Raw genomic sequence first — 26,251 nt, forward strand, 5'->3', positions numbered from 1 at the left:
CCCACGTCCGTCCGGAGGCGGGTCGTCGGCAGGCCGCCTATCGTGAGCGAGGGCGCCGTTCCCGGACCGCTGCGGGCGTCCCTGGAGGCACTGATGCTGGCCAAGCTGCCGACGCGGCCCGGGCTGCGACGCTGCGCGCTCGCCGCCACCGCCGCACTGACCCTGGTGGGCGCGGGCCTGCCGACGGCGACCGCGAACCGGAACGCCGCCGGGGACGACCGTCCCGGCCTCTCCCGCTTCTACGGCCAGAAGGTCACGTGGTCGGCGTGCGACGGCGACGGCATGCCCGAGGACCTCCAGTGCGCCGACCTGACCGTCCCCCTCGACTACGGCCACCCCAAGTCCGGCACGCTCGACCTCGCGCTCGCCCGCTACCGGGCCACCGGCGACAAGCGCGGCTCGGTGGTGCTCAACTTCGGCGGTCCCGGCGGCCCCGGGGTTCCTGAACTCGCCTATGCCGGCAAGGAGTTCATGGACCTCACCGACGGCTACGACGTGGTCACCCTCGATCCCCGGGGGGTCGGCCGCTCCTCCCCCGTCAGCTGCGGGGACGGTGCGGACAGCGGACTGGCCTCCCTGGACGACGACTCGGCCGTCGCCGATCCCCAGGCGCTCCTCACCCGGTTGAAGCGGGTGGCCGCCGACTGCGCCGAGCACTCAGGGCCGGTGCTGCCGCACATAGGAACCGTCGACGCGGCACAGGACCTGGACGTGCTGCGCGCGGCAGTCGGCGACAAGAAGCTCAACTACCTGGGGTTCTCGTACGGCACCCGGCTCGGCGCGGTGTACGCCGCCCGGTTCCCCGACAAGGTGGGCCGGCTGGTCCTCGACGGTGTCGACACCCTGACCGAGCCGCTCACCGAGCAGGGCCTCGCGGGCGCCCGGGGGCAGCAGGTGGCGCTGGACGACTTCGTCGGCTGGTGCACCAAGGACATCGCCTGCCCGTTCGGGCAGGATCCGCGCGTGGCCCGCGAGGAGGTCGTGCGGCTCGTGCGCTCGCTGGACGAGGACCCGGTGCCGACCGACTTCGGCGACGACTTCTCCGGCCAGGATCTCGTCGGCGCGCTCGGACAGGGGCTGTACAGCAAGGAGCTGTGGCCCCTGCTGGAACGGGCGCTGGCGCAGCTCATCGAGAGCGGTGACGCCAGCGGGGTCCTGAGCTTCGCGACCGGCGGCTTCGCCCTGCCGCTGCCGTTCCCGCTCCGGGACGCGGGCCGCGGCGAGCCCACCCCCGGGGCGCTCGTCGACGAGGAGGACATCCCCCTCGACAACCTGCCGGCGGCGCTGATGGCGATCAACTGCGCCGACGATCCCGACCGCCCCACGGCCGCGCAGATCTCCGCGGACCTCAAGCGGCTGCGCGCCGCGTACGACAAGGCCTCTCCGGTCTTCGGGCAGTACCGCCTCACCGAGGTCCTGATGTGCTACGGCCGCCCCAGGGGAACCGACTTCATCCGGGACGAGGTGAAGGACCTGAGCACCCCGAAGATGCTGCTGGTCGGCACGCGCGGGGACCCGGCGACGCCGTACCGCTGGACCGTGGAGACGGCGAAGCGTCTCGGTGCTCCGGCCGTGGTGCTCGACAACAAGGGCGACGGCCACACCGGATACGGGTCGTCCAAGTGCGTGCACCGCAAGGTCGACGACTTCCTTCTCTACGGCTCCCTCCCGCCCAGCGGCAGCTCCTGCGGGCCCGACGAGGACGACGGCTGAGTGCGCCGGCTCCTGCCGCTGCTGATCGTCTGCCTCCTCGCGGCCGGGACGACGGTCGCCTCGTCCGTCCGGTCCGCCTGGTGGTGGCTCGCGGCCGGACCGCTGCTGGCGTCGGCCTGTCTGGGGGGCTGGGACCTGCTCCAGCGCCGCCGCGCCGAACTGCGCAACCACCCGCTGGTCGGGCGGCTGCGGTATCCGACGGAGCAGGTACGCGCGCGTGCCTGGAGCGGCGACGCGCGGGAGCCGTTCGGCGGTGACCGGGAGACGTACGAGTATCTGGTGCCGTCGCTGCGGCCGGTCGAGCCGGCCGAGGAGCCGCCGGTGGTGCGGGTGGGCGGGCCGGACTGCTCCCAGCCCTACGACATGGCGCTGCTGAACGTGTCCGCGATGAGCTTCGGGGCGCTGTCGTCGCGCGCGGTGCTCGCCCTCAACAGGGGCGCGGCGCTGGGGCGTTTCGCGCAGGACACGGGAGAGGGCGGGCTGTCGGAGCACCATCTGCGCGGCGGCGGCGACCTGGTCTGGGAGATCGGGACGGGGTACTTCGGCTGCCGCGACGCCGACGGCGGCTTCGACGCACGGGAGTTCGCGGACAAGGCGGCGCTGCCCGAGGTGAAGTGCGTGTCGTTGAAGCTGTCCCAGGGGTCGGCGCCGGGCAGTGGCGGGGTGCTGCCCGGGGTGAAGGTGAGCGCCGAGATCGCGCGGGAGCGGAAGGTCCCGGTGGGCGAGACTGTGGTGTCGCCGCCCTTGCACCGGGTCTTCTCGACGCCACGTGAACTGGTGCTGTTCCTGGCCCGGCTGCGTGAGCTGGCGGGCGGCAAACCGACCGGGTTCAAACTGTGCGTGGGCGCGCGGCGGGAGTTCCTCGCGGTGTGCCGGGCGATGGTGGCGGAGGGTCTGACGCCCGACTTCGTGGTGGTGGACGGGTCGGAGGGCGGCTCCGGCGCCGGGCCGACGGGGTTCGCCGGGCACCTCGGTATGCCGCTCACCCAGGGGTTGATCACCGTGCACAACGCCCTGGTCGGCGTCGGGCTCCGGGACCGGGTCCGGATCGGGGCGAGCGGCAGGGTGGCCACCGGCGCGGACATCGTCACCCGGCTCGCGCAGGGCGCCGACTACACCAACGCGGCCCGGGCGATGATGCGCGCCGTCGGCTGTGTCGGCGCGCTGCGGTGCCACACCGGGACCTGCCCGGCCGGCGTCGCGACCCAGGATCCGCTGCGGGCGCGCTCGTTGCACGTGGCCGACAAGGCCCGACGGGTCCGGCGCTACCAGCGGGAGACGGTGCGTGACGCCGTCCGGATCATGGCGGCGATGGGCATCCGCGAGCCGGCCGAGCTCACTCCCGGCCATCTGGTCCGGCGGACGCGGCCGGGCACGGTCCGTTCGTACGCGGAGCTGTACGAGTGGCTGGCGCCGGGCGAACTGCTCGCCGGACCACCGCCGTCCTGGGAGGCGGACTGGAAGGCCGCGGACCCGGACAGCTTCGGCTGACGCCCCCGCGGCCGCCGGCCACGAGGCCTGCAACGGCCGCGACGGCTATGCGGGCTTGACGGCGACGAAGGCGTCGATCGCCGCCGTCAGCTCGGCCGGCTTCTCGACCGGGAGTTCGTGGCCCGCGTCGAGGATGCGGACGGTGGCGTCCGGATAGGCCTTGGCCATGCGCAGCATCTGCTGCACCGGGAGCTGGATGTCGTGGTAGCCGTGGATCATCAGGGTCGGGGCCTGGATCTCCCCGACCCGGTCCAGCACGTCGAAGGCACGCATGGCGCCGTACACCGTCATGACCACCTCGCGCGGGGTGTCCGCGGAGGACTTGATGTACGCGCGGATCTCCTCGCGGGGGTAACCGGGAGCGAAGGCCCGCTGGATGTTGGCGGCGACGAACAGCTTGAAGGGGACGAGGGTGGAGACGCCCATCAGCAGGCCCCTGCCCCGGCTGTAGGTCATCCGGCCGATGGAGTTCACCAGCACCATGCGCTCCACCCGTTCGGGGTGGGAGAGGGCGACGGTCTGCGAGATCATCCCGCCCATCGAATGGCCGACCAGCACGAACCGCTCGATCTCCAGGTGGTCGAGGAGGGCCAGGAGGTCCGTCGCCAGCTCCGCGACCGTCTTCACGCCCGCACCGCCGCTCTCGCCGTGCCCGCGCAGGTCGAGCCGGATCACGCGGCGCCGCTCGGCGAAGTGCGCCACCTGGTGGTCCCAGCGGTGCCGGTTGGCCGTCCAGCCGTGCACGAACACCAGGGGCACCCCGTCGCCGTCGCGCGGGCCCTCGTCGTCGTACGTCAGTGCTGCGCCGTCGACTTCGAGCTGCGGCATGCGTGCCTCCTGCGGTGCGGTCCCGGTTACTGACGCGTACGGTAACCGGCCGCGGGGGTCGCCGTCACCGTCGGGCGCCCACGGGATCGCGCTCAGAACTCCACGGAATCGCACACCAGGGGGCAGTTCATGCAGTGTCCGCCGCCGCGTCGGCGGCCGAGCCCGGCGCCCACGACGGTGAGATGAGTGAGGGCCGGCCGGAAGGTGCGATCGCTCGTGCCCATCAGCACCACGTTCGCCCCTGCGGCCGGGAACGTCCGCCGACCGGCGCTGCGGCCGGGACCGCGACCGCAACGACGCAGGCGACCGGAGATGTGTTGCCATTGCCCCAAATGCCTGAACGGCAATTGGGACCTATCGTGCTGATATGGAGCACGCACTCAGCCCAGCGACCCTCTCCGAACTGCGCCGCCCGCGCCCCTATCCCGCGGTGTCCGTGCTGACGCCGACGCACCGGCGGGAACCCGAGAACACCCAGGACCGGGTCCGGCTGCGCAATGTCGTGGCCGAGGCGAAGAAACAGCTGGAGACCGATCCGGCGGTCAGCCGCGAGCGGCGCGCCGACGTCGCCGACCAGCTCGACCTGGCCCTGGCCGAGGTCGACCTTGCGCACACCGAGGACGGCCTGGTCATCTACGCCGCCCCGGGCGAGCACCAGGTGTGGTCCCTGGCCCGTGCCGTCCCCGAACGCGTCGTGCTCTCCGACACCTTCCTGACCCGCAACCTGGTCTCGGCCCAGGCCGCCGAACGCCCGTTCTGGGTCCTGTCCGTCTCCCCGGACCGCGTCACGTTGTGGAACGGCGGCGCCGACCGGGTCACCGAGGAACACGCCGGCGGCTTCCCGCTGGTCAGGAGCCAGCCGAACTTCGACGCCGAACGCATGGAGCGGATCGGGGACCTGCCCAGCACCTTCCGCGACGAGGACACCCGCCACTTCCTGCGCGAGGCCGACACCGCCCTGGGCAGGCTGCTGCGCGACGACCCGCGACCGCTGTACGTCACCGGCGAGCAGGCGGCCCTGTCGCTCCTCGACGAACTGGGCGGAGCCACCCGGGACGCGGTGCACCTCCCGCACGGCGGACTCTCCCACGGCACACCCGACGCCGTGTGGCAGGCCGTGCGGCCGCTGCACGACGCGGAGGCCCGCCGGAACACCGCGGCCGTCGCCCGGGAGCTCGACTCGGCCCGTGGACACAAGACGTTCGCGGCCGGCGTCGACGAGCTCTGGCAGAGCGCGCGGGAGGGCCGGATCCGGCTGCTGGCCGTCGAGGAGAACTACCGGATCACGGTCCGCGACGGCGGCGACCATCTCGTCCCCGCCGTGAGCGGCGATCTCGACGCCCGCGAGGACATCGTGGACGAGATCGTCGAGCAGTGCCTGGAAACGGGCGCCGAGGTGCGCTTCGTACCCGACGGCGCGCTGGGCGACGCGGACGGGATGGCAGGCGTGCTGCGCTACTGACCCCGCCGGGCGGCGGCCCGGCCGGTCGCGCGGCGTCGCGCCGGCCGGGGCCCCCCGCAGCGGCTTTCACCGGCGGCGTACGCTACGGCGTGATCGTCCACCGGGAGGGTGAGTACGCGTGAGTGACCTGCTGGGCGTGGCCGTGCTGGGTGCCGGACACATGGGGGCCGACCACATACGCCGCCTCGATCGCGTGGTCAGCGGGGCCAGGGTCGCCGCCGTGGCCGATCCCGATGCCGCGCGCGCCGAGGAGGCCGTGGCCGGGATCGAGGGGGTGACGGTCCACGCGGAGGTCGAGGCCGCGCTCGACGCGCCCGGCGTCGAGGCCGTGCTGATCGCCTCGCCCGGCCCCGCACACCGGGAGGCGCTGCTCGCGGCCTTCGCCCGCGGGCTCCCGGTGCTGTGCGAGAAGCCCATGGTGCCGGACCCGGCCGGGGCGCTGCGCGTGCTGGAGGCGGAGGCCCGGCTGGGGCGGCGGCTGACGCAGATCGGGTTCATGCGGCGCTACGACGCCGGGTACCGCAGGCTCAAGGCGCTGCTGGACGAAGGGCGGCTCGGGCGGCCGCTGATGCTGCACTGCGTGCACCGCAACGTCTCCTCACCGCCGGGCTTCACCAGCGCGATGCTGATCGACAGCTCGGTGTCGCACGAGATCGACGCGGCCCGCTGGCTGCTCGGCCAGGAGCTGACCTCGGTCACCGTGCGGCGCCCGCGTCCCTCCGCCGGCGCTCCGCAGGGCCTGCTCGACCCGCAGTTCGTGCTCTTCGAGACCGACGGGGGCGCCCTGGTCGACGTGGAGGTCTTCGTCAACTGCGGCTTCGGGTACCAGGTGCGCTGCGAGGCCGTGTGCGAGGCGGGCAGCGCGCGCATCGGCGACGACCAGGGAATGCTCGTCACCACGGGGGGCGCCGCCGCCGCGGACGTGCCCCAGGACTACCTCGTGCGGTTCGTCGACGCCTACGACCGCGAGGTGCAGGCCTGGGTCGACGCCACCCGGCGCGGTCTGGTCACCGGCCCGACCGTCTGGGACGGCTACGCGGCCTCCGTCGTCGCCGAGGCCGGGATCCGGGCCCTGGAGAACGACACGCGTGTCGCGGTCGAACTCGCCCCGCGCCCCGGCCTGTACACCGCGGGCGGTCACTGACACCCGGCGGGTCTCAGGCACTGCCGAGCAGGGCCTCCAGCCCCTGGTCGACGGCGGCGCCGACATCCTCGCGGCCCGCCGCGACCACGGCGTAACTGCGCAGCAGGAACCGGCGCAGGGCGCCCGTCTCGAACTGGAGCAGGGCCAGGCCGAGCGGGGAGTGGAACTCCACCACCGTACGGAGCGGCCCACAGGGCCAGATGTGCACGTCTCCGCTCCCGGCCGGACCGCTCACGCCCTGCTCCAGCAGGGCCCGGCCGAAGGTCCAGGTGACGGCCTCACCCGCGAGGGAGACCTCCGGCGGGAAGTCGACGTGCACGGCGAACGGGTCGGTGGAGTCGTAGCGGAGCGTGGCGGGCACGGGCAGCTCCTGGTCCTCCGCGGTGATCAAGCGGGCGCGGACGGGTTGTTCAAGAGTGATGTCCATGCATGTACGACCTCGAGAGGGCCTCTTGCATTACGCGAAAGCGGTCTCCAATTCTTGTGACCTGCGTCACAGTGGCCGTTGCCTGGAACATCAGCCCGGCGAACATGTGAACGATGGTCACCTCGGCCCCCTCAGGAGTCCCCCAAGTCACGTACGTCACCTACGACTTGACCCCCTCGCGACGCACGCCGACCACCTCCCGCCACCCCTCCTCGAAGACACTGGCATATGCCAGAAGCACCACCGAATCGTGTGTTGCCAAATCCCTTACACGCCGTCGCAGGCTGTGCAACAGTCGTAACGGCCCTTGTGTCAGCCTTCGCCGTACCGTCCCGCATCGGAGTGCGTCATGCCGCCCCATGTCTCTGCGGACCGCTCAGCCGCCCAGCCGCCGGGGCGCGGCTCGGTCGACGCGCTGATCACGCAGACACGACGGCTCAAGGGCGACATGGACGCCGTTCGGCAGGACACCCGGAACGACGCGGCGGACCCGCAGGGACGCTGGCAGCGCGCGCTCTGCGATCTGGCGCTGCACCAACTCGACGACCTCGACACCCACTTGGCCCAGCTGCGGGACGGCCCGCCGCCCGTGCCGGCCGCCGAGCCCGCGCCCGCCGCACCGGTCGCCTCCCGGCGCGAGTCACTGCTGAGCCGCGTCGGCAGCGCGGAGTGGAACCTGCTGACGGACGAGGCCGTCTGGTCCGAGGAGCTCTACGGGATCCTCGGCCGCGATCCCGCCGCTCCCCCGCTCACCCTCGACGAACTGCCCGCGCTCGTCCTCGACGAGGACCGGCCGAAGCTGACGGCGATGGTCACGGACTGTCTGATCGACGCCCGGCCCATCGACGGCGAGTTCCGCGTCGTGCGCCCGGACGGCGAGCACCGCACGGTGCACATGATGGGCGAGCCCGTGCTCGACGCCGAGGGCGGCACCACCTCGATGTGGGCCGTGCTGCGGGACGTCAGCGAACTGCGCCGCAGCCAGCGGGCGGTGCGCGAGAGCCGCGACTCGCTCCAGCGGCAGCGGCACCGGGCCCAGACCGAACACCGGCTCGCGGTGGAGTTCCAGGAGGCCGTGCTGCCGCCGTGGCGGGGCTCCCCGCGCCTGCCGCACCAGGGCCCCCGCTCCCTCGACCTCGCCGCCCACTATCTGCCGGCCGCGACGACCTCGCAGATCGGCGGCGACTGGTACGACGCGCTCGAACTCTCCGACGGGCAGACGCTGCTGAGCGTCGGTGACCTCACCGGCCACGGCCCTACCGTCACCTCGACCACGGCGATGCTGCTGGGCGCCCTGCGCGGAATGGCCATGGCGGGCACCCGACCTGCCCAACTGATGGTCTGGCTCAACCAGTTACTGGACGCCACGGTCCAACCGGCCCTGGGCAGCGCGGTCTGCTGCCGCTACCGGCCGGACACCCGCACCCTGCTGTGGGCGCAGGCCGGACACCCCGTCCCGTTGCTGTTCCGCGACGGGACGGGACGCCGGCTGGACGCACCGGAGGGCGTGCTCCTCGGAGCCACCGCACGCGCCGCCTACGGGCAGGCCGAAGAAACCCTCGAAGAAGGCGACCTCCTTCTGCTGCACACCGACGGGCTGGCACCCGCCGACCGCCTCCTCGGCCTGGCCCCTCGTCTGGACAGGGCGCGCACCGCACAGGAGTGTGTGCGGATGGTCGTGGAGGAGTGCGGCGAGAGCGAACGCGCCGACGACGCCTGCGTGCTGGTCGCCCGGGTCACCCGGTGAGTGGACCGACCGACGACAACCCGCTCACACCTGAGTGCCGTTGCCCCCCTTGCTCCCCCTGCTGCCCTTCTGCTTCGGCAGCGCCAGCCTGATCTCCTCCCGCAGTTCGCTGATCCTCGGGTAGCCCGCGTACTGCGCGGTGAGCCGGTACATCTGGCTCAGCCGGTCCCAGGTACGCCGGGAGGAGTTCGAGCCCATCGACATCAGGGCCAGCCGCGCGAACCGGTCCGCCTGCTCGGGGTCGTCGGCGATGAAGCAGGCGGACGCCATGGACAGATGGTCGAAGATCTTCGACCGTTCCCGTCCGTCGACGCGCAGCGCCAGCGCCTTCTCCGCGTAGTACTGGGCATGCGCGGCCGCCTGTGGCTCGAACTCGGCGAGCGTCCGGTAGGCCAGCGCCTGCATCCCGTACAGATCCTCGTCCTTGAAGGTCTGCATCCAGGACGGCGGTGTGATGTCGCCCTTGTCGGAGACGAAGAGGTCCTCCGCCTGGCCGAGGGTACGGCGCATGGCCTGGCTCTTGCCCATCGAAGCCTGCGCCCAGGCCTCGATGGTGTGGAACATCGCCCGGGTGCGCGCGGTCACGCTGTCGCCGGATCCGGACTGGGCGAGTTTCATCAGGTCGAGGGCCTCGTCGGGCCGCCCGAGGTGGACCATCTGACGGGCCGCCCGGGAGAGCGCCTCGCCGGCCCGTGGGCGGTCACCGCCCTCTCGCGCGGCATGGGCGGCGATGACGAAGTACTTCTGGGCCGTGGGCTCCAGACCGACGTCGTGCGACATCCAGCCCGCGAGGACGGCGAGGTTGGCCGCGACGCCCCACAGGCGCCGCTGGAGATGGGAGGGGTGGTGGTAGGCGAGGATGCCGCCCACCTCGTTGAGCTGTCCCACCACGGCCTTGCGTTGCAGCCCGCCTCCGCGGGCCGCGTCCCAGGCCCGGAACACCTCCACCGAGCGCTCGAGTTCGTCCACCTCCTCCGTTCCGATGGGGGCGGCCTCGTAGCGGTCGAACCCGGCGGGGTCGGCATGGTGCAGGAGGGGATGGTCGATGACAGGAGCGTCGGAGGAGAGGGTGGGGTCGGTGTGCAGCCACTCGTACATGGCACTGCTGAGAGCTGATCCCGCGGCGAGCGCGGCACCCGCGCCCACCAAGCCGCGTCGGTTGAGCATGAGGTCCATTCCCGTGAATTCGGTGAGGACCGCAGCAGTCCGTTCGGGCGCCCACGGCACATCGTCGGGATGTTCCACACTCCCGCCGCCGGGCCGATTCCCTGTACGCCCGTGCCGGACCAGACCGAGGTCCTCGATGGTCACGACACGGCCGAGACGCTCGGTGAACAGAGCCGCCAGCACCCGCGGTACCGGATCGCGCGGGATCTCTCCCATGTCGATCCACCGCCGCACCCGGGAGGTGTCGGTCGACAGCTGGGGGTGGCCCATGGCCGCCGCCTGCCGGTTGACCAGCCTCGCGAGTTCCCCCTTGGACCAGCCGGCCAGGCCGAACAGGTCCGAGAGGCGGGTGTTGGGTTGTCCGCTCACGTCAAGCCCCCAGGTTCTCGGCTGAGTTGACAGTAGCCCGGTGAAAGTTGCCGGGCGACTATTCGCCAGGGTTCGCCAGGGTTCGCCAGATGGTGTGCCACTGGGCGATGGGTGTCAGGTAGGAAAGCGCCACCCCGACCCGGTCGCCGAGGGACATTCCCCAGGGTGTACCCGAAAGGACCGGTCGGGGCAGCGTTCTGACGTCCGGCACACGAAGGGATCTGTTTCTCCCATGTACGCAGCATCGTCCTCCGTGTCCGCCCCGCCCCGGTCGCTGCACACCCGCCCGGGCGGCGGCGGCCCCTACCTCGACCCCGCCGCGCGGTCCTCGGGTCCCGTACTCGGCGCCGGTCCCGCCCGGCGCCCCGCGGGGCTCGGCACCCAACCGCTCAGCGGGAGACTCGACCTGTCCGGCCCCCAGGGCGCCCAGCTGCGCACGGCGATCGCGTCCGTGCACCGGATCTGCCCGGAGTTCGCGCCGGTCCAGGTGCTGCGCCGCAGCGGACGCTCGGTGCTGCTGGTCGGTACGACCGGCCGCAGCACGGCGGTCGCCAAGTGTTTACTCGACCACTCCCCCGTGTGGGCCGAGCAGATCCGGCACGAAATAGCCGCGTACCGCACGTTCGTCCGGCACCGCCCTCCGGTGCGGGCGCCGAGACTGATCGCGGCGGACCCGGACAACTGCACACTGGTGATCGAGCGGATGCCGGGCCGGGTGGCGGCACTCCAGCGGCACCCCACCGAGGCCCCGCCGCGGGCCGACGTCCGGGCGGCACTCGGCGCGGTCTGCCGGCTCAACGCCTGGCGGCCGCCGGCGGGGACGTTCGACGCCCCGCTGGACTACGCCGCCCGTATCTCCCGCTATCACGAGCTGGGTCTGCTCACCGACCGGGACCTGGGCGACCTCCAGAAGCTGCTGCACGGCATCGCGGCCACCGCGGGCCGGCAGGGCATGGGCCAGTTCTGTCACGGCGACGCCCTCCTGTCGAACATCCTTCTCTCACCGGCCGGTCCAGTGCTGGTGGACTGGGAGCACGCGGGTTGGTATCTGCCGGGCTACGACCTGGCGACGCTGTGGTCGGCGCTGGGCGACGCACCGGTGGCACGCCGTCAGATCAGCCAGATCGCCCAGACGGCGGGCCCGGCGTCCCGGGACGCCTTCCTGGTGAACCTGATGCTGGTTCTGACCCGCGAGATCCGTACCTACGAGACGGCCGTGCAGCGTTCGATGCACGACGTCAACCCGGCGGCTCCGGGGGGCCATCCGGGTGGCGCTCCGTCCGGCGAGGAACAGCGCCTGCTGCTGCGACGGCTGCACGACGACTGCCAGCTGGCCCGCCGGGCCGTACGCGCCGCGGTCGGCACCCGCTGAGGGGTCGGGGGTCCGCGGTTGCGCCTGAACGGCGGCGCGCCGTGGGCCCCCGGGGTGCGTCAGCGGTGTCTTGACGAGGGAAATCTCCTGTCTGTGGGCATGATTGACGGGTTGTCGGCAAGCCGGTGACAGATGGCTCATGTCCGGCCCCGCACGCCCCGCCCGCTCGTCCCAGGAGGCCGCATTGCGAAAACCCGTCACTCACCCCGGACCTGGCAGACACACCCGTAGAGCCGCAGGCGCCATGGCGTCGGCGGCTCTGCTGCTCCCGCTGCTCGGCGCGGCCTCCCCGGCCGAGGCCATCGATCCCTCGACCTCCCGGGCTGCCGGGGCGACCAGCCTCCGGCGGGCCTTCACCGTCGCGGCGGCCGAGTACCACGTGCCACGGAGCCTGCTGCTGGGCGTCTCCTATCTCCAGTCCCGCTGGGACACGCACGGCGGAGCGCCGAGCGTGACCGGCGGCTACGGACCGATGCACCTCACCGACGCGCGTACGGCGCTCGCCGCGGCACCGCACCACAGCCAGGGCGCGGAGGACGCCCGCGGCGACTCCGCCCGCACTCCCCGTGTCCCGCAGACGCGGCTCCCGGCCGACGAGGAGCTCCCGGCCCGGCTGCGCACCCTGCCGAGGGCGGCGGAGCTGACCGGCCTGAGCGCGGAGGAGCTGCGCACGGACCCCGCGGCCAACATCGCGGGCGGCGCCGCGCTCCTGGCCGCCGCGCAGCGCAGCCTGGGCGAGCCGCTGAGCGGTGACCCGGCGGACTGGTACGGCGCGGTGGCGCGCTTCTCGGGCGCGGACGACCGCGCGACGGCCGCCGACTACGCCGACGATGTCTTCGACGTGCTCCGCACCGGCGCGGAGCGCATCACGGACGCGGGTGGGCCGGTCGCCCTGGCCGGCGTGCCGGACCTGGCCCCGCGGACCGCCCAGCTGCGGGAGACCGGCCTGCGCACGGCCTCCACGGCCGGCACCGAGTGCCCGACGACGGTGTCCTGCGAGTGGATCCCGGCGCCGTACGAGCAGTTCGGCGACAACGACTACGGCAACCACGACCTCGGCGACCGGCCCGCCGCGCCGAGCATCAAGTACATCGTCGTGCACGACACCGAGGGCGGCTGGGAGGGGGTGCTGAACATGGTCCAGGACCCCACCTATGTATCCTGGAGCTACACCCTGCGCTCCACCGACGGGCATGTCGCCCAGCATGTGAAGGCCAAGGACGTGGCCTGGCACGCGGGCAACTGGTACGTCAACGCCAAGTCGATCGGCCTGGAGCACGAGGGCTTCCTCGCCCAGCCGGACTCCTGGTACACGGAGGCGATGTACCGGTCGTCGGCGCGTCTGGTGAAGTACCTGGCCGCGCGGTACGGCATCCCGCTGGACCGGCAGCACATCCTGGGCCACGACAACGTGCCGGGGCCGACCACCGCGACCGTCTCCGGGATGCACACCGACCCGGGCCCCTACTGGGACTGGCGGCACTACTTCGAACTGCTGGACCGGCCCTTCGCGGCGACGGCCCGCAGGAGCGGCGGCCTGGTCACGATCCGGCCCGACTACCTCGCCAACCAGCCGGTGTACACGGACTGTGTCACCAAGGGCGCGCCGTGCGCGGCGCACGGCTCCGGCGCGGTGCGGCTGTACTCCGACCACGACGAGAAGTCGGCCCTGATCAAGGACATCGGCCAGGGCTCGGCCCCGACCACGGGCGTGAACGACATCTCCTCGCGGGTGTCCACCGGCCAGCAGTACGCGGTCGCCGACCGGTGGGGTGACTGGACGGCGATCTGGTACCTGGGGCAGAAGGCGTGGTTCCACAACCCGAAGGACCGGCCGGCGGCGGTACCCGCGGCGGGCCAGGTGATCACCCCGAAGGACGGCCGCGACAGCGTTCCGGTCTACGGCCGCGCCTACCCCGAGGCGTCGGCCTACCCGGCGGGCGTCCCGGCCCAGGCGGTGTCACCGCTTCCGTACACCCTGCCGAAGGGCCAGAAGTACGTGGTCGGTGACAAGGTGCCGGGCGAGTACTACTACGCGGTCACCTTCGCCACCGGATCGCACCGGGTGGTGATCGGTGAGGACCAGTACTACGAGATCCAGTACGGCCACCGGGTGGCGTTCGTGCGGGCCGCGGACGTGAAGCTGATGTCGGCCACGTCGTAGCGGCGCCTCAGCCCTGCTGGAACAGCTCCGCCGGGAGCGGTTTCAGCAGGGCGTACAGGTCGTCGGTGATGGGGCGGTCCCAGGCGGCGATGGTCACCAGGACGTTGTCGCTGCGGTCGAACTGCACACAGGAGATCCGGCCCTCGGAGAGCTTGAGGCGGCGCACGATCAGGAGGTTGTCGCCCTGCATCACCGGCATGTCCTCGGTGCCGACGACGGTCACCTCCTCGTCGTTCTCCAGCGCGAGCAGCAGCTGGGCGACCTCGAAGGGGACCTCGCCCTCCTCCACCTCGCGGGCCGGGGAGCCCTCGGGCAGGTTGCCGATGATCATCGCGGGGCCGCGGCCGCCGAAGAGGTCGTAGCGCAGGAAGACGCCCTGGCAGCTGCCGTCGGGGGCGGGCAGCAGCCCGGCACCCAGATTGCCGGGCCAGTCGCCCGGATCCATGGCCAGGACGTCGAAGTCGGGCCCGGCGGGAGTGGCGCTGCGGCGGCGGAGGAACGACATGCCGCCATGGTACGTGGACAGCGCCGTCCGGCGACCGCCGGGAGGGACGCGGTTTCGTCGTCCCGGGGTGCCGTCACTTCCCCGGGTGGTGGCGGCCGGCGCCTGTTCGCCCGGTCCCCGCGTCGGGTCCCCTCGTCCGGGCAGGCTCCCGGTGCCGGCCGTGCGGCCGACACCGGTCTCAGGTCAGGTCGAACTCCCCCTCCCGCGCCCCCGACACGAACGCGCCCCACTCGGCGGGCGTGAAGATCAGGGAAGGGCTCTGGGGGCTGCCGCTGTTGCGCATCGCGATGAATCCCTCGACGAAGGCGATCTGGACATCCCCCCGCCCCTGGCTGCTGGACTGCCACTCGGCGTTGCTGAGGTCCAGCTCCGGCTTGTCCCAGCCCGTGAGCGGCTGCTGCTGGATGGTGCTCTCGGCCACGTCCGTGCTCCTCCCGGTTCGTCGTCCGCGGGTCAGCCTAGCGATCGGTCACGGACGCCGACAGAGCACGTGAGGGGGACCTTTCAGGACTGAGGTGGCCGCGCTCCCACGAGCCACATGGAGAAGAACTGCGAGCCACCGCCGTAGGCGTGCCCGAGGACCTTCCCGGCCCGCTCCACCTGGTGCTCCCCGGCCTGGCCGCGCACCTGGAGCGCCGCCTCCGCGAAGCGGATCATGCCGGAGGCTCCGATGGGGTTGGTGGACAGGACGCCGCCCGACATGTTGACGGGCAGGTCGCCGTCGAGCTCCGTCACTCCGGCCTCGGTCAGTTTCCAGCCCTCGCCCTCGTCGGCGAAGCCGAGGTTCTCCAGCCACATGGGCTCGTACCAGGAGAACGGCACGTACATCTCGACGGCGTCGATGTCGCGGCGCGGGTCGGTGACGCCGGCCTGCCGGTAGACGTCGGCGGCGCAGTCCCGGCCCGCCCGCGGGGACACGGCGTCCTTGCCCGCGAACAGGGTCGGTTCGCTGCGCATCGCGCCGCCGAGCATCCAGGCGGGCGGCCGGGGCGCCCGGGCGGCCCCGGCCCGGTCGGTGAGGATCATCGCGCAGGCGCCGTCGGAGGAGGGGCAGGTCTCCGAGTAGCGGATCGGGTCCCAGAGCATGGGCGAGGCCTGGACCTTCTCCAGCGTGATGTCGTGCTCGTGCAGGTGGGCGTAGGGGTTCTTCAGGGCGTTGCGCCGGTCCTTGTACGCCACCAGCGAGCCGACGGTGTCCGGGGCGCCGCTGCGCCGCATGTACGCCCGCACATGCGGCGCGAAGAATCCGCCCGCCCCGGCGAGCAGGGGCTGCTGGAAGGGGATCGGCAGGGACAGTCCCCACATGGCGTTGGACTCGGACTGCTTCTCGAAGGCGAGGGTCAGCACGGTGCCGTGGACGCGGGCCGCGACGAGGCCCGCGGCGACGAGCGCGGTGGACCCGCCGACCGAGCCGGCCGTGTGCACCCGCAGCATCGGCTTGCCGACCGCGCCGAGCGCGTCGGCGAGGTAGAGCTCGGGCATCATGACGCCCTCGAAGAAGTCGGGGGCCTTGCCGATGACGACGGCGTCGATGTCGGCCCACGTCAGCTCGGCGTCGTCGAGGGCGCGTCGGGCGGCCTCGCGGACCAGCCCCGCGATCGACACGTCCCGGCGGGCCGCGACGTGCTTGGTCTGGCCGATCCCGACGACGGCCACGGGCTCCTTGCTCATCGCGGTTCCCCTTCGAGTACGGCGACCAGGTTCTGCTGGAGACACGGGCCGGAGGTGGCGTGGGCGAGGGCGCGGTCGGACTCGCCCCGGTGGATACGGGCGGCGGCCTCGCCGACGCGGATGAGGCCGGCGGCCATCATCGGGTTGGCGGCGAGGGCGCCGCCGGACAGGTTCACCCGCACGCTGTCGTCGAGCCGCAGCGCCTTGCGCAGGACGACCTCCTGGGAGCTGAACGGAGCGTGCAGTTCGGCGGTGTCGACGGGCCGTTCGAAGACGCCGGCCTGTTCCGCGGCCAGGCGGGTGGAGGGCGAGTCGGTCAGGTCGCGCACGCCGATCGAGTGGGCCTCGATCCGGTGGTCGATGCCCCTGATCCAGGCGGGCCGGGAGCACAGTTCACGGGCCCGCTCCCCGGCCGCGAGGATCACGGCGGCGGCGCCGTCGCCGACGGGCGGACAGTCGCCGGTGCGCAGCGGCCGTACGACGTAGTCCCCCTGGGGGACCGCACCACGGAGCTGTGCACGGGAGTTGAGGGTCGCGACCCGGCGGCTGCGGGTACCGATCGCGGCGAGTTCGCTCTCGTCGGTGTCGCCCGCGTCGATCAGGGCCTGCGCCTGGAGGGCGGCGAGGGCGACGGAGTCGGGCCACAGCGGGGCGACGTAGTACGGGTCGAGCTGGCGGGTGAGCACGTCGCGCAGGGAGCCGGGTGAGGACTTGCCGTAGGAGTAGACGAGCGCGGTGTCGGCGTCGCCGGTGAGCAGCTTGGTCCACGCCTCGTAGAGGGCCCAGGCGCCGTCCATCTCGACATGGGACTCCGAGATGGGCGGCCAGGCGCCGACGCCGTCGAGGGCGAGGGTGAAGGAGAAGGCCCGGCCGGCGAGGTAGTCGCTGGAGCCGGAGCAGGTGAAGCCGATGTCGGCGGTCTTCAGGCCGGTGCGGTCCAGGACACTGTGCAGGACCGGCATGAGCATCTCGACCTCGGAGAGCTCGTCGGTGGTGCGCAGGACGTCGGTCTGCGCGAAGGCCACCACCGCGATGTCCCGGGTCATAGCAGCTCCTTGTAGGCGTCGTAGTCCGCGTCGGGTTCGCCGGTCGGCCGGTAGTGGTCGGGGTAGCGGGCGCCGTCCGTCCACACGGGTTCGACGCGCAGGCCCATGCGCACCTGGTCGTAGGGGATGCCGCCGATGCGGGCGTGCAGCGCGAGGTCGGCGCCGTCGAGGGCGATGTGGGCGTAGACGTAGGGCACCTCGATGTCGAGGTTCTTCGCCTTGATGTTGACGATGCAGAAGGTGGTGACGGTCCCGCGCGGCCCGACCTCGACCTGCTCGGCGGTCGGGACGGCGCAGGTGGGACAGGCCCCGCGCGGCGGCACGTACACCTTGCGGCAGGACGGGCACCGCTCGCCGACGCTCCTGCGGTCGGCGAGGGAGTTGATGTAGGCGGTCTGGGCGCGGCCGGGCGAGTAGGTGTAGTCGAGCCGGGCAGCGGCGACGATGCCGCCGACCGGGTCCGCGAACTCGCCTGTGGTGCCCGTGAGTTCGGCCGGCTCGCCGTCGTGCGGCTCGAAGCAGGCGATGTCGGTGATGGCGCCGGTGCGTTCCTCGGCCCAGCGGATCCGGACGCGCATTCCGGTGTGCACGGCGTCGGGGCCGGGGGCGTCGAGGGCGTGCAGGAGGGCGGTGTCGGCGCCGTCGAGCCGGACCAGGGCCCAGGCGAAGGGGGTGGTGAGGGGCTGTCCGCGGCGGGGGGCGTGGTTCCAGGCCCAGGTGGTGACCGTGCCGGTGGGGGCGACCTCGACCAGGTCACGCAGGTCGTCGGCGGTGACCGGGTCGTACTCGACGGGCGGCACGAGGGTGCGCCCGTCGGTGGTCGTCACCCCGAGGACGACCCGCTCGCGCAGACCGGTGAGAAAGGCGCTCTGGACGGGCCCGAGGGACCGGGTGAAGGGGAACTCGACGACGAGCGGGGCTTTGAGAACTTCGGGCATCGGGGCTGCCTCCCTGGGAAGCCGACGTCAGCAACAGCGCCCCCGAAGGGGCGCGGGGCGATTACATGTGCGGCTCCGCCGCGCGGGCGCGACCAGCCACAACGGACCCGCAGTACGGCGAACAGCGCTTGCCGTCCCCTCACCCGGCGGAGCGTCACGCACGCCTGTAGACCGGCGCCCGCTTCTCCGCGAAGGCACGCGCACCTTCCTTCGCGTCGTCCGTGTCGAACACCGGCCAGCCCCGGACGAGTTCGGCGGCGAGGCCGTCGGTCTCGGTCAGATCGGCGGCCTCGTACACGGACGCCTTGACCGCTTCGACGGCCAACGGCGCGCATGCGTTGACGCGTTCGGCGATCTCCAGGGCCTTGTCCAGGGCGGTGCCGTCGGGGACGACATGCCCGATCAGCCCGATCCCGGCGGCCTCGCGGGCGGTGTAGGGCCGGCCGGTGAGCAGCATCTCCAGGGCGTGGGTGCGCGGGATCTGGCGTGGCAGCCGGACCGTCGAGCCGCCGATCGGGAAGAGGCCGCGTTTCACCTCGAAGAGTCCGAAGGTGGCGGACTCGCCCGCGACGCGGATGTCGGTGCCCTGGAGCATCTCGGTGCCGCCCGCCACGCAGTACCCCTCGACGGCGGCGATCACCGGCTTGCGGGGGCGGTGGTGGCGGAGCATCGCCTTCCAGTGCAGGTCGGGGTCGGCCTTGAGCCGGTCGCGGTGCTGTTCGCCCTCCATGCCGCGGCCGGCCAGGGCCTTGAGGTCCATGCCGGCACAGAAGGAGCCGCCCGCGCCGGTGAAGACGATCGAGCGGACCGAGTCGTCCGCGTCGGCCTCGAGCCAGCCGTCGTACAGGCCGACGAGCATGGCGATCGAGAGCGCGTTCCTGGCCTCCGGTCTGTTGAGCGTGAGCACGAGTGTGGCGCCTTCGCGGCGCACGGTGAGGTGTTCGGTGCCGCCCATCGCAGGTCTCCCCTCGGAAGGAACGAGAACAGGTTGCAGGAGGCGTGATGGCAGTTCAAGGGTTTTCTGACAGTCAGTCAGATTTATTGGCGCGAGCCCTTCCCACTTGCCGCCCCCTTTGCTCAGATGACCGACGAACCGTCGGAGAACCAGGCCCCCCGGTCAGGAGGAGCGGTGGAGTACAACCTTGCCGACCTGTTCGAGTCGGTCGTCGACGTGGCGGCGGACCGCGAGGCCCTCGTGTACGTCGACCACCCCGGCACGGGCGCGGAACGCCGTCTGACGTACGCGGAGCTGGACGCCGCGGCCAACCGCGTCGCGCACCACCTCCTCGGCAGCGGGATCCGCCCCGGCGAGCACCTCGGCCTGCATCTGTACAACGGCGTCGAGTACCTCCAGACGGTGCTCGGCTGCCTCAAGGCGCGGATCGTGCCGGTCAACGTCAACTACCGCTATGTGGAAGAGGAGTTGGTCTACCTCTACCGGGACGCGGATCTGGTGGCGCTCGTCTTCGACGCGGAGTTCACGGACCGGGTGGCGGCGGCGCTGCCGCAGACGCCGGCGCTGCGGCACCTGATACGGGTGGGGCCGTCGGGCGAGGGCATCACCTCCTTCGCGGACGCCGAGGCGGGCGGTTCGCCCGAGCGCGGCTTCCCGGCCCGTTCGGGCGACGACCAGTTCATCATCTACACCGGCGGCACGACCGGCCTGCCCAAGGGGGTGATGTGGCGTCAGGAGGACCTGTTCTTCTCGGGGCTGGGCGGCGGCTCACCCACCGGTGAACCGGTGAAGAAGCCGGAGGAGATCGCCGAGCGGGTCGCGGCCGGCGGTACGGGGATCACCTTCTTCCCCACCCCGCCGCTGATGCACGGCACCTCCACCCTCACCGCCTTCATCGGCTTCAACTTCGGTCAACGTGTGGTGATCCACCGCAAGTTCGTGCCCGAGGAAGTACTGCGGACGATCGAGCGGGAGAAGGTCACCAGCATCTCCCTGGTGGGCGACGCGATGCTGCGGCCGTTGATCGACGCGCTCGAAGGCCCGCTGAGGGGCACGGACTGCTCGTCGGTGTTCAGTGTGTCCTCGTCCGGCGCGATCATGTCGGACACGGTCCGCCGCCAGTTCCGGGCACTGATGCCGAACGCGATGCTGCTGAACAACTTCGGCTCCTCGGAGTCCGGGTTCAACGGCACGGCGACGGACGACTCGGGACCCGAGCGCGGCTTCCGCGTCCGCGTCAACTCCCGTACGCGAGTGGTCGATCCGGCCACCCACGAGCCGGTCGCAGCGGGCGAGGTCGGGCGGGTCGCCCAGTGCGGCCACGTGCCGCTCGGCTACTACAACGACCCGGCGAAGACGGCCGAGACCTTCTTCCGCAAGGACGGCGAACGCTGGGTGCTGCTCGGTGACATGGCGACCGTCGACGAGGAGGGCGTGGTCGTGGTCCTCGGGCGCGGCTCGCAGTGCATCAACACCGGGGGCGAGAAGGTGTACCCCGAGGAGGTCGAGCAGGCGCTGAAGTCCCATCCGGACGTGTACGACGCGTTGGTGGCCGGGGTGCCGGACCCGACGTGGGGCAACCATGTGGCGGCAGTCGTTCAGGTGCGCAGCGGCGCCGCGCGGCCCTCGCTGGAGGACATCCAGCGTCATTGCCGCTCCCGGCTCGCCGGTTACAAGATCCCGCGTCAGCTGGTGGTCGCGGAGGCCATCCGCCGCTCGCCGAGCGGGAAGGCGGACTACCGGTGGGCGCGCGAGGTGGCGGTCGCCGAGGACCGCTGACCCGGCCGGGCGTCGGCCGCGGGGTGTCAGCCCCAGGGCGTGACCGTCAGCCGGATGCTCGCCCCCTCCCCCAGGATCGGCGCCGCCGTCCCGGGGAGGGGGATGTGGGCCAGCCAGACGCCGCTGCGGGGGTCTTCGTCGCCGCACGGCGTACCGGTGGGCCGGTGTTCCCAGATGGCGCCGGGGAGGTCCGAGTTCCAGACGGCCCAGACACCGGGGCCCGGCTCGGCGGAGCCGACGTCGACGACGAGGATGTCGGCGAAGTCCGCGGTCTGTTCGAGGTGGTCGGTGAAGCGCAGGATCCCGTCCCGCTCCCGCAGCGACAGGATCCGCAGGTGCAGCGCGTAACGCAGCGTGGGGCTCTCCGGGGGCCGGGGCGCCTTGCTGTTGAGGAACGTCGTCGCCAGTGGGACGGGCTCGGCGGCCGCGCCGTCGCCGTGCGGCTCCGGCAGCTGGATCGGACACCAGTGGGCGGCCAGCTGTTCGTGCATCACGCTGGGCAGCCCGCGCACGGCCAGCCGTACCTCGGCCTGCCAGCTGGTGCCGCGGCTCTCCCGGGGCAGCCGGAGGCCGACCAGTTCGGCCTGGACCCGCAGGTCGCCGAAGAGGAAGCGCTGGAGGTTCTGGTAGCCCTCCTCGGAGTTGACGAGTCCGTAGCGTCCGCTGTGACTGCGGTGGACGAACGCCCGGTGCGCGTGGGGCACCTGGGCGTTGTCGATCTGCACCAGCCCGTCGCTGCGAGCGCCGACGGCACGCGCGGACAGGCCGTGGGCGACGTCGTAGTCGGTGGGATCCGTGCCCACCAGGCAGAAGACCCGGTGCGGCGGGAATCCGCCCTCGGGCATCTCCCGCGGGTCCCAGTCCTTCGGCGGACCGCCGTCCTCCCGCAGCGAGTCGGGCGTGAGGTACTCGTACATGCGCCGGGGGGCGAAGACGTCGGCGCCGCTGATGCCGGTGGCGGCCATCAGCCGCTCGACGAGACCGAACCCGACGTCGAAGGCGATGCCTCCGTGCGGTGTGCCGTAGGTGAAGAACCTGTCCACGTGGTCCGCCGGGTCCTCGCCCAGCTCGGGGAGGATCTTCTGGATCAGACAGCGGCAGACGAGGCCGCCCATGGAGTGGGCCACGAGGTGGACCCGCGGCGCGCCGCTCTTCTCCTTGAGCTTCCTGACGAGGCGGAGCAGGTCCTCGGCCGCGTCCTCGAGGCGGAACTTCCTGGGGCTCGTGCTCCAGGTGCTCGCCGAGGCGTCGTAGAAGCGGTGGATCCAGATGCTGTCGGACGGGATCGCGTCGTGCGTGTCCAGGTAGGTCTCCTGGCCGCCCTGCACCAGGATCCGGTACCCCTCGTCGAGATGCAGTCGCAGCAACGGGCTCTCGAACTGGTGGAACGCGGGTTTGTCGTCCGGTCCGACGCGCACATGCGTCGATCCCTCGTTGAAGCCGTAGAAGGGGTCCTGGACGACGTTGTTGATTCCCGAGGTGTCGCCCGCGAATCCCCTCACGTACACGATGGGGAGCTTCGGCTGGTCGGGCATGGCCCACTCCGCGGCTCGAGTTCGCTGGTGGAGGCACCCTCAGTTTAGGCGGGCGGCACCGAACCGGCGACCGGTGTGCCGGCGAGGAAGGCGCCGGCGCGTCCGGCGAACCACTCCGGGTCGTCCAGCCACGGATAGTGGCCGGCACCGGGCTGCACGGCGAACTCGGCGTTCGGGAAGGCGTCGGCGAGGAGCCGGGCGAGTTCGGGCCGGGGACCGCCGTCCACCTCGCCGGCGAGCACCAGCACCGGGGCGCTCAGGTCCGCGAGGGCGGCCCGCAGGGCGGGCGGGTCGAAGGCCTCCGGGTCCAGGAACGCCGTCTCCGCCTCGGAGTTGGTCTGCTCGTCCGCGGCGGCGTCGTGGGCGCGGGCGGCGGCGTCCCACCGGCCGTGGAAGAAGGCGCCGACGACCTCCCAGTCGGGATCGCCGCCGCCCGCGAGCCACGCCTCGAACGCCGGGTACGCCGTGCCGAACCAGGGTTCGTCCGTGCGCAGCCGAGCCGCCGTCAGCCGGTCCTCGGCCGTGGCCGGCCGGCCCAGGGCCCACGGCGTGGCGGTGATCAGCGCGAGCCGCGACACCCGGTGCGGGTACCGGGCGGCGTACAGCAGCGCGAGACTGCCGCCCGCCGAGTGGGCGAGCACGTCGATCCGCTCCTGTCCCAGATGGAGGCGCAGCGCCTCGACGTCGTCGACCTGCCGGTCGCAGCGGTATGTCGCCGGGTCGGCCGGGACGGCGGAGTCGCCGGTGCCGCGCAGGTCGAGGAGGACGAGGCGGCGGCGGGCGGCGAGACCGCCGAGGTCGCCGAGGTAGGCGGAGGCGCGCATGGGGCCACCGGGCAGGACGACGAGCGGCTCGCCCTCGCCCCGTACGTGGTAGGCGAGCTCGGTCCCGTCCGGGGCGGTGAAGGTCGGCATGCCCCGATCCTCGACGCGGGCAGGACCGGTCCGCAACGGAGTTCCCCAGGGCGAAAGTCACGGCCGCCCTCTTGCCTGCGGCCGGCCGGCCTGGATTACTGATCCCGAGGAAGATCGACCGAATGATCGGTCGCCCGTATTGGCATGGTTCGATGGCCGTGTCGGCGTGGTCCGACGAGGGTGACCGGGGTGACGAGGGAGAAGGTCCCATGACGGACGCGAGGAACCTGCTGGACGAGGGCGAGCGCCTCGACGAAGGCGCCCTGCGCGCCCTGCAGTTGGAGCGGTTGCGGGCCTCGTTGCGCCACGCGTACGCCCACGTGCCCTTCTACCGCGAGTCCTTCGACAAGGCCGGGGTCCACCCCGACGACTGCGGCGAACTCGGCGACCTGTCCCGCTTCCCCTTCACCACCAAGGCCGATCTGCGCGAGCACTACCCGTACGGGATGTTCGCCGTGCCCCGGGACCGCATCCGCCGCATCCACGCCTCCAGCGGCACCACCGGCCGCCCCACGATCGTCGGCTACACGGACGCCGACCTGGCCATGTGGGCCGACATGGTGGCCCGTTCGATCCGCGCCGCGGGCGGCCGGCCCGGCGACACGGTCCATGTGGCCTACGGCTACGGCCTGTTCACCGGGGGTCTCGGCGCCCACTACGGCGCCGAACGCCTCGGTTGTACGGTGATCCCCGCGTCCGGCGGCATGACGTCCCGTCAGGTGCAGCTGATCCTGGACCTCGAGCCCCGGATCATCATGGTGACCCCCTCCTACATGCTCACGTTGCTCGACGAGTTCGAGCGCCAGGGCGTCGACCCGCGCTCCACCTCGCTGCGGGTGGGCGTCTTCGGCGCCGAGCCGTGGACGGAACGGATGCGCCAGGAGATCGAGGACCGGTTCGCGATCGACGCCGTCGACATATATGGATTGTCGGAGGTGATCGGCCCCGGGGTCGCGCAGGAGTGCGTGGAGACGAAGGACGGCCTGCACATCTGGGAGGACCACTTCTATCCCGAGGTCGTCGACCCGATCACCGGTGAGGTGCTCCCGGAAGGCGAGGAGGGCGAGCTGGTCTTCACCTCGCTCACCAAGGAGGCGATGCCGGTCGTCCGTTACCGCACCCGGGACCTGACCCGGCTGCTGCCGGGCACGGCCCGGGTCTTCCGGCGGATGCGGAAGGTGACCGGCCGCAGCGACGACATGGTCATCCTGCGCGGGGTGAACCTCTTCCCCACCCAGATCGAGGAGATCGTGCTGCGCACGCCGGGCGTGGCGCCCCACTTCCAGCTCCGCCTGACCCGCGAGGGCCGCCTCGACGCCCTCACGGTCCGCGCGGAGGCCCGCCCCGACGCGAGCCCCGAGGTCCGCGACACGGCCGCGCACACCATCGCGGCGGCCGTGAAGGACGGTATCGGTGTGTCGGTCGCCGTCGAGATCGTCGATCCGGAGTCGCTGGAGCGGTCGGTGGGCAAGATCAGGCGGATCGCGGACCTGCGGCAGTCATGACCCGAACCGTTCCCGCAGCTCCCGCTTGAGGATCTTGCCGCTGGCGTTGCGTGGCAGCTCCGCCACGAACAGCACCCGCTTGGGCGCCTTGAAGTGAGGAAGGTTCTCGCGGGCGTGGGCGACGAGTTCCTCCTCGGTGACCTCGCCGCGCGGGACGACCACGGCCGTGATCACCTCGATCCACTTCTCGTCGGGCAGTCCGATCACGGCGGCCTCGGCGACGGCGTCGTGGGTGTACAGCGCGTCCTCGACCTGGCGCGAAGCGACCAGCACCCCACCGGAGTTGATGACGTCCTTCACCCGGTCGACGATCGTGAAATAGCCGTGGGCATCGCGCACGGCGAGGTCGCCGGAGTGGAACCAGCCGTCGCGGAAGGCGGCCGCGGTCTCCTCGGGCTTGTCCCAGTAGCCCTCGCACAACTGCGGGGACCGGTAGACGATCTCGCCGGCCGTGCCGTCGGGCACGTCCTTGCCGTTCTCGTCGACGACACGGGCGTCCACGAACAGGACCTGGCGCCCGCAGGAGTCCAGCCGGCCCTTGTGCTCGTCGGGGGCGAGGACGGTGGCGAGCGGACCGATCTCGCTCTGCCCGAAGCAGTTGTAGAAACCCAGCTTCGGGAGGCGTTCGCGCAGCCGCTCCAGCACGGGCACCGGCATGATCGACGCCCCGTAGTACGCCTTGCGCAGCCCGCTCAGGTCACGGGTCGCGAAGTCGGGGCGGTTGGCCAGGCCGATCCACACGGTCGGCGGCGCGAAGAGGCTGTCGACGCGGTCCGCCTCGATCAGGTCGAAGAGACGGTCGCCGTCGGGCGCGTCCAGCACGAGGTTCGTCGCGCCCACCGCGAGATAGGGCAGCAGGAACACGTGCAGCTGCGCCGAGTGGTACAGCGGGAGGGAGTGCGCGGGGCGGTCGCCGGCGCTCAGGTCGAGGGCGGTGATCGCGCTCAGGTACTCGTGCACCAGGGCGCGGTGGGTCATCATCGCGCCCTTGGGCAGCGCCGTGGTGCCCGAGGTGTAGAGCAGCTGCACCAGGTCCTCGGAGCGCGGCTCGGGACCGTCGTACACGGGAGTCGCGGGCAGTCGGGCGAGGAGCGAGTCGTCCGCGTCGCGCAGCGCCAGCGTCCGGGTGCCGGCCGGGAGCCGGCCGGCCAGGTCCGGGTCGGTGAGGACCAGCGCGCTGCCCGACTGGCGGACGATGTACGCCAGGTCCTCGCCGGTCAGGTTCTGGTTGACGGGGACGTGCACCAGGCCCGCGCGGGCGCAGGCGAGGAAGGCGATGAGGTAGGCGTCGGAGTTGTGGCCGTAGGCGCCGACCCGGTCGCCGGGGGCGAGACCCTCGCCGCGCAGGACGCTCGCCGCACGCGAGACGGCCTCGTCGAGTTCCTCGTAGGTCCAGGTGCGGTCGCGGTACTCCACCGCGACGCGTGCCGGGGTGCGGCGGGCGCTGCGCCGCAGCACCCCGTCGACCGTGCTGCCATGTCCGGGCGTCATGACTCATGATCCTCGGGCGGCGGCCGGG

Annotated in this window: 22 protein-coding genes; 9 read left to right on the forward strand and 13 right to left on the reverse strand. The window is 72.1% G+C overall.

The annotated features are described in order from the left end of the window. The first annotated feature begins 93 nt into the window (after positions 1–93). Complete coding sequence (locus OG736_RS04750) at positions 94–1,713, forward strand: alpha/beta fold hydrolase (protein ID WP_327187519.1); 1,620 nt, start codon at positions 94–96, stop codon at positions 1,711–1,713. Then, entirely contained in the window at positions 1,714–3,204 is a 1,491-nt protein-coding gene (locus OG736_RS04755) for an FMN-binding glutamate synthase family protein (RefSeq protein ID WP_327181295.1), read from the forward strand. It abuts the gene before it with no gap. 45 nt (positions 3,205–3,249) lie between these two features. Here the strand turns inward: OG736_RS04755 and OG736_RS04760 are convergent, their stop codons facing one another. Both OG736_RS04760 and OG736_RS04765 read right to left on the reverse strand, forming a co-directional pair. Continuing rightward, positions 3,250–4,032, reverse strand: a complete 783-nt coding sequence (locus OG736_RS04760) for an alpha/beta fold hydrolase (RefSeq protein WP_327181296.1) — start codon at positions 4,030–4,032, stop codon at positions 3,250–3,252. A gap of 92 nt (positions 4,033–4,124) precedes the next feature. Further along, the gene (locus OG736_RS04765) at positions 4,125–4,256 is read right to left on the reverse strand and encodes a hypothetical protein (RefSeq protein WP_327187882.1); all 132 of its coding nucleotides are present in this window, start codon (positions 4,254–4,256) and stop codon (positions 4,125–4,127) included. A gap of 143 nt (positions 4,257–4,399) precedes the next feature. Between OG736_RS04765 and OG736_RS04770 the strand changes: the two genes are divergently transcribed. Together OG736_RS04770 and OG736_RS04775 are read left to right on the forward strand one after the other, a co-directional pair. Further along, positions 4,400–5,494 (forward strand): baeRF3 domain-containing protein, encoded by a 1,095-nt coding sequence (locus OG736_RS04770; RefSeq protein WP_327181297.1) that lies wholly within the window; start codon positions 4,400–4,402, stop codon positions 5,492–5,494. Between the two features lie 118 nt (positions 5,495–5,612). Beyond that, entirely contained in the window at positions 5,613–6,638 is a 1,026-nt protein-coding gene (locus OG736_RS04775; RefSeq protein ID WP_327181298.1) for a Gfo/Idh/MocA family protein, read from the forward strand. A gap of 13 nt (positions 6,639–6,651) precedes the next feature. Here OG736_RS04775 and OG736_RS04780 read toward each other — a convergent pair whose 3' ends face one another. After that, positions 6,652–7,065: an SsgA family sporulation/cell division regulator gene (locus OG736_RS04780; protein ID WP_327181299.1), complete on the reverse strand. Its 414-nt coding sequence runs from the start codon at positions 7,063–7,065 to the stop codon at positions 6,652–6,654. Positions 7,066–7,414: 349 nt separating this feature from the next. Here OG736_RS04780 and OG736_RS04785 point away from each other — a divergent pair, with 349 nt between their 5' ends. Next, entirely contained in the window at positions 7,415–8,812 is a 1,398-nt protein-coding gene (locus tag OG736_RS04785) for a PP2C family protein-serine/threonine phosphatase (RefSeq protein WP_327181300.1), read from the forward strand. A 24-nt stretch (positions 8,813–8,836) separates the two neighbouring features. Here OG736_RS04785 and OG736_RS04790 read toward each other — a convergent pair whose 3' ends face one another. Further along, positions 8,837–10,348: a DNA-binding protein NsdB gene (locus tag OG736_RS04790; RefSeq protein ID WP_327181301.1), complete on the reverse strand. Its 1,512-nt coding sequence runs from the start codon at positions 10,346–10,348 to the stop codon at positions 8,837–8,839. A gap of 232 nt (positions 10,349–10,580) precedes the next feature. Here OG736_RS04790 and OG736_RS04795 point away from each other — a divergent pair, with 232 nt between their 5' ends. Together OG736_RS04795 and OG736_RS04800 are read left to right on the forward strand one after the other, a co-directional pair. Next, positions 10,581–11,720, forward strand: coding sequence for an aminoglycoside phosphotransferase family protein (locus OG736_RS04795; protein WP_327181302.1), 1,140 nt, complete (start codon positions 10,581–10,583; stop codon positions 11,718–11,720). 244 nt (positions 11,721–11,964) lie between these two features. After that, on the forward strand, positions 11,965–13,884 hold the full coding sequence (locus OG736_RS04800) for an N-acetylmuramoyl-L-alanine amidase (protein ID WP_327181303.1): 1,920 nt from the start codon (positions 11,965–11,967) through the stop codon (positions 13,882–13,884). A gap of 7 nt (positions 13,885–13,891) precedes the next feature. Here the strand turns inward: OG736_RS04800 and OG736_RS04805 are convergent, their stop codons facing one another. From OG736_RS04805 to OG736_RS04830, 6 genes are all read right to left on the reverse strand, one after another. Next, complete coding sequence (locus tag OG736_RS04805; protein ID WP_062646030.1) at positions 13,892–14,389, reverse strand: hypothetical protein; 498 nt, start codon at positions 14,387–14,389, stop codon at positions 13,892–13,894. A 178-nt stretch (positions 14,390–14,567) separates the two neighbouring features. After that, positions 14,568–14,810, reverse strand: a complete 243-nt coding sequence (locus OG736_RS04810; protein WP_327181304.1) for a DUF397 domain-containing protein — start codon at positions 14,808–14,810, stop codon at positions 14,568–14,570. A gap of 83 nt (positions 14,811–14,893) precedes the next feature. Further along, complete coding sequence (locus tag OG736_RS04815) at positions 14,894–16,060, reverse strand: thiolase family protein (RefSeq protein ID WP_327181305.1); 1,167 nt, start codon at positions 16,058–16,060, stop codon at positions 14,894–14,896. Then, positions 16,057–17,106, reverse strand: coding sequence for a thiolase family protein (locus tag OG736_RS04820; RefSeq protein ID WP_327181306.1), 1,050 nt, complete (start codon positions 17,104–17,106; stop codon positions 16,057–16,059). Before OG736_RS04820 ends, OG736_RS04815 begins: the two co-directional genes overlap by 4 nt. Further along, positions 17,103–18,044 carry a Zn-ribbon domain-containing OB-fold protein gene (locus OG736_RS04825; RefSeq protein WP_327181307.1) on the reverse strand — a complete coding sequence of 314 codons (942 nt, stop codon included), beginning with the start codon at positions 18,042–18,044 and terminating at the stop codon, positions 17,103–17,105. Before OG736_RS04825 ends, OG736_RS04820 begins: the two co-directional genes overlap by 4 nt. Before the next feature lie 154 nt (positions 18,045–18,198). Then, positions 18,199–18,999, reverse strand: a complete 801-nt coding sequence (locus OG736_RS04830; RefSeq protein WP_327181308.1) for a crotonase/enoyl-CoA hydratase family protein — start codon at positions 18,997–18,999, stop codon at positions 18,199–18,201. Between the two features lie 174 nt (positions 19,000–19,173). On the opposite strand from OG736_RS04830, the gene OG736_RS04835 reads away from it, so the two are divergent. Next, positions 19,174–20,778, forward strand: coding sequence for an acyl-CoA synthetase (locus OG736_RS04835; protein ID WP_327181309.1), 1,605 nt, complete (start codon positions 19,174–19,176; stop codon positions 20,776–20,778). 26 nt (positions 20,779–20,804) lie between these two features. Here OG736_RS04835 and OG736_RS04840 read toward each other — a convergent pair whose 3' ends face one another. Beyond that, positions 20,805–22,313, reverse strand: a complete 1,509-nt coding sequence (locus OG736_RS04840; RefSeq protein ID WP_327181310.1) for an esterase/lipase family protein — start codon at positions 22,311–22,313, stop codon at positions 20,805–20,807. A 44-nt stretch (positions 22,314–22,357) separates the two neighbouring features. Next, entirely contained in the window at positions 22,358–23,227 is an 870-nt protein-coding gene (locus tag OG736_RS04845) for an alpha/beta fold hydrolase (RefSeq protein WP_327181311.1), read from the reverse strand. A 209-nt stretch (positions 23,228–23,436) separates the two neighbouring features. Here OG736_RS04845 and paaK point away from each other — a divergent pair, with 209 nt between their 5' ends. Next, positions 23,437–24,732, forward strand: a complete 1,296-nt coding sequence (gene paaK, locus OG736_RS04850; protein ID WP_327181312.1) for a phenylacetate--CoA ligase PaaK — start codon at positions 23,437–23,439, stop codon at positions 24,730–24,732. Here the strand turns inward: paaK and OG736_RS04855 are convergent. After that, positions 24,727–26,223, reverse strand: a complete 1,497-nt coding sequence (locus OG736_RS04855; protein WP_327181313.1) for an acyl-CoA synthetase — start codon at positions 26,221–26,223, stop codon at positions 24,727–24,729. The two genes, paaK and OG736_RS04855, sit on opposite strands and share 6 nt — an antisense overlap. Positions 26,224–26,251 lie beyond the last annotated feature (28 nt).

The organism is Streptomyces sp. NBC_01334, from assembly GCF_035983595.1.
In the GTDB taxonomy this organism is placed as follows: Bacteria; Actinomycetota; Actinomycetes; order Streptomycetales; family Streptomycetaceae; genus Streptomyces; species Streptomyces coriariae.